The organism is Sporosarcina quadrami (genome assembly GCF_014836615.1).
Lineage (GTDB): Bacteria > Bacillota > Bacilli > Bacillales_A > Planococcaceae > Sporosarcina > Sporosarcina quadrami.
Genome location: NZ_JACSQN010000001.1, coordinates 70,240 through 83,050, shown reverse-complemented (window position 1 = coordinate 83,050; position 12,811 = coordinate 70,240). Strand labels below are relative to the sequence as shown.

10 protein-coding genes and 1 other annotated feature are annotated in these 12,811 nt (G+C 43.0%); of the genes, 2 read left to right on the top strand and 8 right to left on the bottom strand.

The window, feature by feature from the left end; genetic code table 11:
• Positions 1-15: 15 nt before the first annotated feature.
• Both H9649_RS00380 and H9649_RS00375 read right to left on the bottom strand, forming a co-directional pair.
• Positions 16-1,719, bottom strand: coding sequence for a sensor domain-containing diguanylate cyclase (locus H9649_RS00380; protein ID WP_191692666.1), 1,704 nt, complete (start codon positions 1,717-1,719; stop codon positions 16-18).
• An 84-nt stretch (positions 1,720-1,803) separates the two neighbouring features.
• Positions 1,804-3,012, bottom strand: coding sequence for a bifunctional folylpolyglutamate synthase/dihydrofolate synthase (locus H9649_RS00375; RefSeq protein WP_191692665.1), 1,209 nt, complete (start codon positions 3,010-3,012; stop codon positions 1,804-1,806).
• 62 nt (positions 3,013-3,074) lie between these two features.
• Between H9649_RS00375 and H9649_RS00370 the strand changes: the two genes are divergently transcribed.
• Positions 3,075-3,941, top strand: a complete 867-nt coding sequence (locus tag H9649_RS00370; protein WP_191692664.1) for an ATP-grasp domain-containing protein — start codon at positions 3,075-3,077, stop codon at positions 3,939-3,941.
• Positions 3,938-4,732: an ATP-grasp domain-containing protein gene (locus H9649_RS00365; protein WP_191692663.1), complete on the top strand. Its 795-nt coding sequence runs from the start codon at positions 3,938-3,940 to the stop codon at positions 4,730-4,732. The genes H9649_RS00370 and H9649_RS00365 overlap by 4 nt, the downstream gene beginning before the upstream one ends.
• A gap of 219 nt (positions 4,733-4,951) precedes the next feature.
• On the opposite strand, the gene H9649_RS00360 is transcribed toward H9649_RS00365, so the two are convergent.
• The 6 genes from H9649_RS00360 to hemC form a co-directional block, all read right to left on the bottom strand.
• A complete protein-coding gene (locus H9649_RS00360; RefSeq protein ID WP_191692662.1) occupies positions 4,952-7,597 on the bottom strand; it encodes a valine--tRNA ligase in 2,646 nt (881 codons plus the stop codon).
• Positions 7,598-7,674: 77 nt separating this feature from the next.
• Positions 7,675-7,897 (bottom strand) — a binding site (T-box leader).
• Positions 7,898-8,114: 217 nt separating this feature from the next.
• Positions 8,115-8,732 (bottom strand): hypothetical protein, encoded by a 618-nt coding sequence (locus H9649_RS00355; protein WP_191692661.1) that lies wholly within the window; start codon positions 8,730-8,732, stop codon positions 8,115-8,117.
• Between the two features lie 113 nt (positions 8,733-8,845).
• Complete coding sequence (gene hemL / locus H9649_RS00350; RefSeq protein WP_191692660.1) at positions 8,846-10,138, bottom strand: glutamate-1-semialdehyde 2,1-aminomutase; 1,293 nt, start codon at positions 10,136-10,138, stop codon at positions 8,846-8,848.
• The gene (hemB, locus tag H9649_RS00345) at positions 10,139-11,119 is read right to left on the bottom strand and encodes a porphobilinogen synthase (protein ID WP_191692659.1); all 981 of its coding nucleotides are present in this window, start codon (positions 11,117-11,119) and stop codon (positions 10,139-10,141) included.
• Positions 11,116-11,880, bottom strand: coding sequence for a uroporphyrinogen-III synthase (locus tag H9649_RS00340; protein WP_191692658.1), 765 nt, complete (start codon positions 11,878-11,880; stop codon positions 11,116-11,118). The genes hemB and H9649_RS00340 overlap by 4 nt, the downstream gene beginning before the upstream one ends.
• Positions 11,873-12,802, bottom strand: coding sequence for a hydroxymethylbilane synthase (hemC, locus tag H9649_RS00335; protein WP_191692657.1), 930 nt, complete (start codon positions 12,800-12,802; stop codon positions 11,873-11,875). Before hemC ends, H9649_RS00340 begins: the two co-directional genes overlap by 8 nt.
• Between the last annotated feature and the right edge of the window lie 9 nt (positions 12,803-12,811).

Sequence of the window (12,811 nt, the reverse complement as noted above, 5' to 3'; positions counted from 1 at the left end):
GCCATTCCCCTTCCATTATCTTATATACTCAGCAACCCGATCTCTTCCAGCTTGTTTCGCACCGTTATATAGGGCACGATCCGCATTACGTAAAAGTGTCATTGCTTCGTCAGTGTCGTCCGGTGAAGTGGAAACTCCTATACTTGCGGTAATGTACACGTTTACATGTTTCTTATCTTTGTTAAGATCAGGCATTATTTCAAATGCAGTGTCTTTCATTTTCTTCCGAATTGATTCACCGAAAGCGACCGCTTCTTTCTTTGTAAAGTTGGGCAGAACGAACATGAACTCTTCCCCGCCGTACCGTCCTACTATAGTTTCAGGAGGGAGTTCAGATTGTAGCAACTTAGCGAAACTTACTAATATATCATTACCACATTCGTGACCATATGTGTCATTCACTTTTTTGAAATGATCAATGTCTATCATGACAACTGATAATGATTCAATTATCTTTTGATTAAGCCTTGTCATATTTCCTTTCAAGTTTTCTTCCAAATATTTATAGTTATATAATTTGGTCAATGCACACCGTTCGCTTTTCGTTACAGCTTCCTGCATGTATATCGCTTTATCTAATGAGACGAGGAAGTAAGAACTTAGCAAGTCCACTAGTTTAAGCTGGTATTCTTTAAAGACATTTGCTTTCCTTGCTCCTAAAAACAATACATATTCCACTGCTTCATCGTGCGCAATCGGCACACAAAGAATACTTTCCAATTCCTTCGTATTGAGATACATGGAAATATCTTTCCATTCTTTTTTCGTTGCATATAAGGTTGGTTTCTTCGTGGCGAAAACGTTTCCTACTATTCCACTCCCACGTAGTAACGGGGAAATGGTATTGTCGACAATTCGGTTATCTTCTATTGAACGAATTGGTTCTAGCCAATCGTCATGGCTTTTAAATAAATAAAGTAAATCCGCATTAAACAACCCATTCACTTCTTCAAGAAATTTATCACGAATTTCATTTTCGTCAGTTAAGCTCGTCAAATCACTACCAATTTTTCCTGCAAGCGCTAGTTCTGTGTTTACTTGTTCAGATTTATCGTATTGTCGAATAAGTAACGCGATAACTAGGTATGTACCGCCTATCAAGAAGAATGCCGCATTGCCGATGATGTCGAGCAGGAAGTACAAAGTAAGCGCCATAGGCAACAACAAAATGACATTCCAATATTCAAAGAGGACCGCCTTTGCAGAAAGATAGGTAGAAGCGCCTTCTGCTTTGTAAATGGTTTTCACAAGAGAAATATTGACGAGAGCATATACAATCCGATAGATTGCTAGGCTAAAAAGAGCAAGCCAGAAATTAGACGTACCAATTTCTCCACCAACAACGATGAAGCTGAACGCTGCGGCAAAAGAAGCAATAAGCATCATCGAAGAGTTGATGAAATATCTTTTCAACAGAGGAATTGAACTTCTCTTCACTGTTAGTACAACGATAAGGGCTAGTTGGCTTATAACAATTTCAGCAAAAAGTCCATACTGAAGAAACACTGCCATCGTTATCCACATTGTCCATGTAACTGTTTTACCGTTAAATTTAATAAGAAGGGATGCCGTTAACAATGCTAAAATCGTATATAAAATGAAGCTATCCATCTCTAAGGAAGCAGGAAAGTAATTTAGTCCAAAGTAAAGTAAACCAGGAGGTACAATGAATAGCCATAACAAGAAATAAAAAAGTAAATTATATTTTTGGAAAGCCATTCCTTCCCTCCTTTACATTCTCAAAAGACGTAATTTCGAAAAAAATGATAAGTAACTAGTAAGTATATTCGATTATAAGTATTGTTAGTTCAAAAGTCCAGATATAAGGTACAAAGAACCCGCGACTATTTTCTTTGAGTTTACTTCCCTATTTAGTAGTATAGTATCATCATACGAATTTGTCATCTTTTTTCTATTATACTGACAACTTTTGTACAAATCGATTGCTTTTGCTGCTTGCGGGTGCGGAAATGAAACGAATGTAAATGAATTGGCAACTGGAATTAATTCGTCTAACGTAGCTTGAATGTCTTTCGTATTAAGCATACCAATGACAAAATCTACTTTTTCACCAGGGAATTCTGTCCGAATTGTTTCGGCTAACATTTTTGCTGCTGCTGGATTGTGCGCGCCGTCTACGTAGACGCCTTGCGAGATTTCTTGAAACCGATATGGGAGTGATGCTTCTGAAATCCCTTTTATGATATATTCATGTCCCAAAGAAATTCCAGATTTTATTAATGCCTCGATAGCGATAGCTGCATTCATAGCTTGATGAGGGCCTTTCATTCTCCGCGTTGGTATTTCGAGTTGTAGTTCACTTGAAGAAAAGATATTACTACGCATCCAAAAGTCCTCCCCGTATTGCAATAACTCACAGTTTAAGTCAAGTGCTTTTGACCTAACTACTGCATTTGCTTCTTCAGGCAACTGACCAACGACCACAGGCACGCCTTTTTTAATAATCCCCGCTTTGTGCCTAGCAATTTTGCCCAAGTCGTCTCCAAGAAAACCTACATGATCCAAAGCAATTGATGGGATGACTGAAACTATTGGAGTTACAACATTCGTACTGTCTAGCAGACCGCCCATCCCGCATTCCAAAAGGACATAATCAGGACTGATACGCTCAAAAGTTACGAATGCCGCCACTGTCAGCAATTCGAAATCTGTCAACATACCACTTAATCCAGCTTTGCTCATCTGTTCAAACGAGTTGTTCAGTTCATCTGACGTGATTGGCAGACCGTTTGGACGTATTTGGTCATGAACATCGACGATAGCTGGTGAAGAAAAGACGCCCGTCGTATACCCATGTTCTTTTAATACATTTTCCATGAATGCAATTGTCGAACCCTTGCCGTTTGTACCAGCTACATGAATAATACGCAACTCTTGTTCTGGATTTCCAAGTTTACGCAAAGCAGCTTGTATGCTTGTCAATCCAGGTTTTATTTCATCGTCACTTTGTATGTTAAAACGTTCTTTGTACTCATCAAATTTAGGAATCAATTGTCTCTCTCCTTATGATAGAATCAACTTATAGTAAGTATATCATGGGCGGAGGAAACGAATTGAAAAAGTGTTGGGTCATTTACAATGGAAGTTTGACGAGTGACAAATTCCGAGATCAGGCAGAGTTATTAGCTGAAGCGGCTAGAAATGCAGGTGTGCAAGCAACAATATTGAAAAACTATGAAGTGATGATGAGCAGTCATGAACTGATGGAATTCCGTCCTGATTTCGTTGTTTTTCTGGACAAGGACATTTTGCTTGCGACCTATTTAAAAAATGCTGGAATTCCTGTCTTTAATGATCCTGAAGTGATTGAGACATGTGACAATAAAGCGAAACAATACATACAGCTTGCGAAAAATGAAATTCCGATGCCGATAACGATCATTGCACCGAAAGTGTATCCGAATTTCACGATTAAAGACACTGGTTATTATGAACAAGTTCTTGAAAGACTCAGATTGCCGATGATCATAAAAGAAGGTCACGGTTCGTTCGGTATGAAGGTATATTTGATTAAAACAGAAGAAGCATTTTTTGCGAAAGTTGATGAACTGCGCGGCGTCGATTTTGTATTTCAGGAATTTATTGCGACGAGCAGAGGCCGAGATATCCGCGTGAATATTGTCGGCGGTGAGATAATTGCTGCGATGTACAGATATAGCGAAACGGATTTTCGTGCAAATATTACAAATGGTGGAGTTGCATCGGTTGTCGAATTGACTGATGCGCAACGTACTTTGGCAATTCGGGCTGCAGAAGCTGTTGGCGCAGAATTCGCAGGTGTCGATCTGTTATTCGGCAATGATGAAACGCCGCTTGTCTGCGAAGTGAATGCGGCTGCGCATATCAGGAATATTTATAATGTGACAGGCATCAATGTCGCAGATCGGATGATTAGCTATATCCTTGGAAAATTGGCATGAAGGGGCATCTTTATTATTCACGTGTAGAAGCAAAACGAAATCGGGGATTTATCGATGATTTGCTTGTACATGCTGCCAAGCAATCGATTTCTCTTACATTACTTGTAGATGAAGAAACACCTGATGAGGATGCAGATTTTATTTTATTCAGGGATCGGAATTCGGAGTTATCTGCTTCGTGGGAAGCAGCGGGTCATCGTCTCATTAACCGCTCGGAAGTGAACAGGATAGCGAATGATAAGTTGCGCACGTTTGAAATGGCTAGTTTACTTGGAGTATCAGCAGTACCGACACGGATTGTTACGAATGTTGATGCGTTGACCGGTTATCCGCTCGTTTTGAAGACTGTCGATGGACATGGTGGAGATGAAGTATTTTTATGTAAGTGCGCAGAAGAGGCAGCTACTGTTCTTTGTTCTTTTGAAGGACGGCGAGTTATAAGCCAGCCTTACATTGAGTCCGATTCAACGGATGTGCGGGTGTTCATGTTGGGTACGGATGTACTTGGTGCTGTTAAACGTAGTGGAGTCGACTCTTTCAAATCGAATTTTACATTAGGCGGGTCTGTAGAGAAATTTGAGTTGTCTGCTTGGCAAGTGAAGGAAGTGACGACGATTGCTAAAGCGTTGAAAAGTGATTATGTAGGCATCGATTTCTTGCTGTTGGCTGACGGTTCATGGGTGCTCAATGAAATCGAGGATCCTGTTGGTGCGCGATCATTGTATGCTACGCATGATTTTTCGGTTGCTGAGAAGTTGTTGAGGTATGTGAAGCGATTAATGGAGTTATGAGGGATTTTGGCGATTTATGAGGTTTTATTGCGAGTTATGAGCTTTCATTTCGAGTTATGAGCTTTTTTTCAATTATATGAGGTTATTTTCGGAGTTATGAGCTTTTTTTGCACTGTTATGGACTTTTACTCGAAGTTATGGACTTTTAGCGGCTATTATGGACTTTTTGAGTTAAAATAATCCCCTGTCTGCGCATTATTTGCAGACAGGGGATTTTGATTAGATTTCTTTTAATTCTTCAATACGGCGTTCGACTGCCGCTTTTTTCTCGAGGTAATCTTTTTCTTTTGCTTTTTCTTCTTCGACTACTGCTTCAGGTGCTTTGGACATGAAGCGTTCGTTGGACAGTTTGCCTTGGACGCGCTTCACTTCGCCTTCCCATTTCGCAAGTTCTTTCTGTAGGCGTTCGATTTCTTCGTCAAGATTGAGCAAGCCTTCGAGTGGCAAGAATAATTCTGCGCCAGTGATGACGGCTGACATTGATTTGCCTGGCGTTGAAATGCCGACACCAATTTCGAGTGTTTCCGGGTTACAGAAACGTTCGATGTAGTTTTTATTTGCTTCAAGTACTGCGACTGTAGCTTCGTCTTTCGCAGCGATGAATAATGGAACTTTCTTGCTCATTGGCGTGTTCACTTCAGCACGGATGTTACGCACTGCGTGTATGAGGTCAACGAGAAGTTTCATATTTGACGCTTGCGCTTTGTCTGTCAATGATTCATCCGCAACCGGCCAAGCAGCTACAGTGATGGACTCGCCTTCGTGCGGCAAGTTCTGCCAGATTTCTTCTGTGATGAATGGCATTAACGGATGCAAGAGGCGCATCGTGTTGTCGAGGACATACGCTAGAACAGAACGCGTCGTCTTTTTCGCAACTTCGTCTTCACCGTATAACGGCAGTTTCGCCATTTCGATATACCAGTCACAGAAATCATCCCAGATGAAGTTATAGAGCGCGCGGCCGACTTCACCGAATTCATATCTGTCTGCAAGTTTCGTCACTTGCTCGATTGTTTCATTCAGACGTGTAAGAATCCATGCATCTGCTACGGATTTCTCGCCTGTCAGATCGATTTCATCATAGGTCATGCCATCCATGTTCATTAAAGCGAAGCGGGAGGCATTCCAGATTTTATTCGCAAAGTTCCAGATCGCTTCGACTTTTTCCGTAGAATAACGAAGGTCTTGGCCAGGAGATGATCCAGTTGCAAGGAAGTAACGCAATGCGTCTGCACCATACTGATCGATGACATCCATCGGATCGACACCGTTGCCGAGCGACTTGGACATTTTACGTCCATCTTCTGCACGTACTAATCCATGGATCAATACATCGTCGAAAGGACGTTCACCCGTGAACTCGAGTCCTTGGAAAATCATGCGTGAAACCCAGAAGAAGATAATATCATATCCTGTTACAAGGGTTGCAGTCGGATAATACTTTTTAAACTCTTCATTATTAAGATTCGGCCAGCCCATTGTTGAAAATGGCCATAATGCAGATGAGAACCACGTGTCGAGAACGTCTTCTTCCTGGTTCCAGTTTTCAGCGTCTGCAGGCGCGTCGTGACCGACATACACTTCGCCTGTCTCTTTATGGTACCATGCTGGAATTCGATGTCCCCACCAAAGCTGACGGGAAATACACCAGTCGTGGAGGTTTTCCATCCAGTTCAAATAGGTCTTTTCGAAACGTTCAGGTACGAAATTCACTTTTTCTTCGCTGTACTGGAGTTTAATCGCTTCTTCAGCAAGAGGTCCCATTTTAACGAACCATTGCGTAGATAAATACGGTTCAACAACTGCACCACTTCGTTCTGAGTGACCGACAGAGTGCATATGCTCTTCGATTTTGAACAATACGCCCATGTCCTGCAAATCTTTGACAATCGCTTTACGGCATTCGAAGCGGTCCATGCCTTCGTATTTGTCTGCAAGCTTATTCATCGATCCGTCTTCATTCATGACAAGGACACGTGGAAGTTCGTGACGGTTACCGATTTCAAAGTCATTCGGGTCATGAGCTGGTGTGATCTTAACCGCACCGCTTCCAAATTCCATATCGACATAATCATCAGCGACAATCGGAATCTCGCGACCGACGATTGGTAACTTCACTGTTTTCCCGATGAGATGCTTGTATCGTTCATCTTCAGGATGGACAGCGACAGCAGTATCTCCGAGCATTGTTTCAGGGCGAGTTGTCGCAATTTCGATACTATCCGTTCCGTCAGCGAGTGGATAGCGCATATGATAGAATGCACCCTGTACATCTTTGTGAATGACTTCGATGTCGGACAACGCCGTTTTGGTTGCAGGATCCCAGTTGATGATATATTCGCCACGGTAAATCAAATCTTTTTCATAGAGCTTAACGAATACTTCATTAACCGCTTTTGACAGACCTGCGTCTAGTGTGAACCGTTCTCTTGAATAATCGAGCGCAAGTCCGAGTTTGCCCCATTGTGCGCGAATATGTCCTGCGTACTCATCTTTCCATCTCCACGTTTCTTCAAGGAACTTTTCACGACCAAGGTCATAGCGTGTTTTGCCTTCGCTGCGCAATTTCTCTTCGACTTTCGCTTGTGTCGCGATGCCTGCATGGTCCATCCCTGGTAACCATAATGCATCGTATCCTTGCATGCGCTTCATTCGGATTAAAATATCTTGTAATGTTGTATCCCATGCATGACCTAAGTGAAGTTTACCTGTGACGTTCGGTGGTGGAATAACGATTGTATATGGTTCTTTTCCGCTTTCAGGTTGCGCTTCGAAAAACTTTCCTTTTAACCACCATTCATAACGGCCAGCTTCAATTGTTTGCGGCTCATATTTTGTTGGCATTGACATGTTTTCAGTTGACATATGAACTCCTCCTTTTGTCGTACACGTGCATTCATCTGCAAAATAAAGAATTTTGGACACAAAAAAACTCCACCGCCAAAAAGGACGAAGGAGTTATCCGTGGTACCACCTTTATTCGCGCAAACAGAAAAAGCGTCTGCGCCTCAATAACAAATAACGGTTTCAAACCGGCTCCCGCTACTCAATTTCACGAGAACTGCTCCCGGATGACTTTCTGCAACACATTTATAGGCTCTTCCAGCAATGAAGCCCTCTCTTGGATAAATGGATATTGCATACTCTCCCGATCAATGCATCGTTATACAATTACCAATATTGTAGCTGACCGGAGGAGCTTGCGTCAAGTACAATACGAAAGGAAGATTACATGAGACGTGGTTACAACCCCTACTTACTACCGCCTTGGTTGCGCAAATGTAGGTTTTACTGCAAAGGAATCATTATTCCGATTGCCGTTTTTCAGCTTATCAGGCTTTTAATTGTGCCGACTACAGGGGATTTCCTATTACTTTGCGCGCTAGTTGGCCTCGCTTTCCTCTTGTATAAGAACATCATTTGAACGGAAAGTTGTCGTCGTCCACTCGTCAGGCAATGTCGCAATATATGGCAGCACTTCGTCATGGCCACTCCATGAACTGCTGTCGTGTACGGCGACTTCCGCGTCCATTTGGACAAGCTTCTTCGGCTCTTGCGCCACTTCAAGCTCAGGTTCTTCGACTGCGACTGCTACCGCTTCCGGTTTGTCAGCATACGTACATGTGACATTCCATTTCACCGCAAGTGCGCCATTGTCATCCGTTCTGACTGATACATCCGTCGCCTCGAGCGTAAGGGGCGCATTGACTTCAGGTGGCAAATCGATATAGAGCGGAACGGCGTACTCGAAATATCCGGAGTTCCCTTCCAATTCGACATCATCTACATAAACGGCCTCATCCGCAAACTCCGTAGCCCTTTCCCCTTCTGTAAAGCCGACTTGCGCGGCGACGTGGTAAATGCCCGTCAACCGAACTGAGTCTTCCGTCCGACTTTCTGAAAAGCCTGCGTTCACTTTTACTGCACCGCCCTCTTCAGGCACACCTATTTCTTCAGGAAAATAAAAGAGTTCTTCCATTGTCCACTGTAATGTTTTCAAAATGCTTTCCCTCCTTTGTACATTCACTTGCCATTATATGCGAGCGGGCAAAAAGTAGAATTAAACGCATTATAAAAACGCCCTTCCGAAATCATTTCCGGAAGGACGCTTACTTATTTCGCCAATTGAGCAAAAACGTTATGGAAAGCTTGTACCGTTTTTTCAATATGCTCTTCTGTATGTGATGTTGAGAGGAACATTCCTTCGAATTGGGAAGGAGGCAAAAAGATGCCTTCTTCCGCCATTAGACGGAAGTATTCTGCAAAAAGTTGAAGGTCCGATGATTTAGCTTTGTCGTAATCGGACACTTTTTCATTTGTGAAGAAGAAGCCGATCATTGAACCTGCACGGTTCACAGTATGTGGAATGCCGTACTTTGTCGCAGCTTCACGGAATCCTTGTTCCAACTGGTCACCAAGTTTCATAAAATGCTTGTATGAATCAGGCGTCAGCTTTTTCAGAGTCTCGATTCCTGCAGTCATTGCAAGCGGATTACCTGAAAGTGTACCTGCTTGATAAACCGTTCCAGCCGGCGCGATGCGTTCCATAATTTCGCGTTTACCGCCATAAGCACCGACCGGCAAACCGCCACCGATCACTTTACCTAGGCACGTAAGATCAGGTGTTACACCGAAGTACCCTTGTGCACATGTGTAATCGACACGGAATCCTGTCATTACTTCGTCAAAGATGAGCAATGTGCCGTTTTTCTCCGTTAATTCACGCAATGTTTCTAGAAAACCGGGTTCAGGTGGTACAACGCCCATGTTACCTGCGACAGGTTCAACGATGACTCCAGCTAAATCGTCACCATATTGTTCAAAGGCGAGCTTTACACCTTCTAAGTCGTTGTATGGCACAGTTATCGTGTTCTTCGCAACGCCTTCAGGAACACCTGGACTATCAGGTAAACCTAGTGTAGCAACTCCAGAACCTGCTTTAATGAGCAATGAATCGCCGTGACCATGATAACAGCCTTCGAACTTCAAGATTTTATTGCGTCCAGTAAAACCGCGCGCCAATCGCAATGCACTCATTGTCGCTTCCGTACCTGAAGAAACCATCCGGACAACTTCAATAGACGGTACACGGTCGATGACGATTTGCGCCAACTCGTTTTCAAGCAATGTCGGAGCACCGAAACTTGTTCCAGTTTCAGCCACTTTTTTAATCGCTTCTACAACGTCGGGATCCGTATGCCCTAAAATGAGAGGTCCCCAAGATAAAACATAGTCGATGTATTCATTACCATCGATATCTTTAATAATCGGTCCTTTTCCACTTTCCATGAAAATCGGATCCATATTGACTGACTTGAATGCACGTACAGGAGAATTTACGCCTCCTGGCATTAATTTCACTGCTTCTTTGAACGCTTGTTTTGATTTCTCATAACTTCTACCCATTCATTTCTCCTCCAGCCAACGCACAGCGTCTTTTGCATGGTATGTCATGATGAGGTCTGCGCCTGCGCGTTTCATACTTGTTAATGTTTCGAGTACAATTTGCTTTTCATTGATCCAACCGTTTTGAGCGGCTGCTTTCACCATTGAATATTCACCACTTACATTATAAGCGACGATAGGCAACAATACATTGTTTTTCACGTCACGCATAATGTCCAAGTAAGATAATGCCGGCTTGACGATAAGGAAATCCGCACCTTCTACTACATCAGATTCCGCCTCGCGAAGCGCTTCCATTCGATTTGCCGGATCCATCTGGTAGGTCTTACGGTCTCCAAATTGGGGAGCCGAATCAGCAGCGTCACGGAAAGGTCCGTAATAAGCAGAAGCATATTTAACAGCGTAAGACATAATCGGGATATGTTCAAAGCCTGCAGCGTCAAGGCCTTGACGGATCGAAATGACAAAACCGTCCATCATGTTCGATGGAGCGATAATATCCGCACCTGCCTTCGCTTGGCTTACTGCCGTTTTCACTAACAACTCTAGAGATGGGTCATTCAAGACATTTTCCCCATGAACAACACCGCAATGCCCATGATCCGTATATTCGCAAAGACACGTATCTGCAATGACAACAAGTTCAGGATACTCTTTTTTGATCAACTTCGTTGCGAGCTGTACGATTCCTTCATCATCATAAGCACCTGTTCCGACAGCATCTTTCTCTTTTGGAATACCAAATAGCAGTACGGATGGAATCCCAAGTGATACGACTTCTTCCACTTCTTCAAGCAGCTTGTCAAGCGATAATTGGAATATACCCGGCATTGAACTAATTTCATTTTTAACGTTTTCACCTTCGATGACAAAGATCGGATAGATGAAGTCCTCTTTTTGTAAAACGGTTTCCCTTACCATCGAGCGCAATGTGTTGGAATTACGCAGACGGCGATTACGTCGAAATTGATAGTTGCTCATTGGATCTCTTCCTTTCGCCTCGCCAATGCATCGACAAGGTCCTTTAAAGTATATGTCTGTGGTGTTACGTCGACTGCGGCACCCGCTTCTAGTAACGCTTTAGCAGTAACATGTCCGATTGCTCCGATCGTATAACCTTCCCAACCGACTATCGGTACTGCGCCTTCTTCAAAAACATGGACAGCTGACGGACTTGCAAACAACAATGTGCATGATTTCCGTTTCTTCAACAATTCAACAATCGAAATAATTGAATCGGGTTTAGCTACTGTTTCGTATACTGTCCATTCTTCAACACGAAAAGGCAATTCTTCTCGTATGATACTTCCTGCAAGTGTTCCTCTTAGAAACAGTACATTCAACATGCATGATCCCTCTGGTTTAAACTGTTCCACAAATACATCCGCGCTGAAGATAGTCGGTATGAATTCCACTTGGAAACCTATTTTCTCAAGAGCTCCCGCTGTCTGTGTGCCGACTGCCGCAATTTTAGATGAAATGGCTTCTGCTGTCACACCATACCTCTCCATTTTCGAATGAAATGAACGAACTGCACTCTGACTCGTGAAAATTAGCCAGTCGTAACGGTTGCATTGTTGAAGTTGGCTTTCATCGGACACGTCTTCAATTTCCCCTACTTGAATAAGTGGAAAGGAAAACGGCTCGCCCCCGTACTGTTTAACGAGGTCGAATACATCGACAGATTTAAGCGTTCCTGTGAAGATGACTGTTTCACTTTGTAACGGTTGTTCTTCAGGCATCCATCTCTGCCTTCACTTTCTCAATTACTTCAGCAGCTCCTTCAGCTCGTAACACTTTAGCAACTGCTTTACCAACTTCTATAGGGTCTTTTCCTGATACGGTTTTCTTGAATACTTGCTGTGCATCAGGTGTTGCAATATACCCTGTGAATGTTATTTCATCGCCTACAGTAGTTGCAAAACCTGCAATCGGTACTTGGCATGAGCCATCCATCTCGGAAAGGAATGTACGCTCTGCGTCAACTTCACGCCACGTCTTATCGTCGGACATTTTTTTAAGCTCAGTCAATAGTTCAACGTCATCAGTACGACATTCAATCGCTAGAGCGCCTTGTCCTACAGCAGGAATGCAATCTTCGATAGACATGTATTCCGTCACGATATCTTCGCTCCAACCCATTCGTTTTAAACCTGCAGCCGCTAGTAAGATGGCATCATATTCACCGTCTTGCATCTTTTTTAGTCTTGTATCAATATTTCCACGAATCCATTTAATTTCAAGATCTGGACGTAACAACAGTAGTTGTGAACTGCGACGCAAACTTGATGTACCGACAACAGCGCCTACAGGAAGATCCATGAATTTAACACCGTCATTTGCAATATACGCATCACGCGCATCGACGCGGGGCGGAATGCAACCGATTGATAAGCCTTCGGGTAATACTGCAGGCATATCTTTCATGCTATGTACTGCAAAATCGATTTCTTTGTTGAATAAAGCTTGCTGGATCTCTTTGACGAATAGTCCTTTTCCGCCCACTTTAGACAGCATGACGTCGACGATCTGGTCACCTTTCGTGACGATTTCCTTCACTTCAAATTCAAAAGGAGCTCCTGCTGCTTTCATTTGATCGATGAACCAATTGGTTTGTGTCAATGCAAGCTTACTTCTTCTTGAACCTACGATGATTTTTCTCAATATGATCTT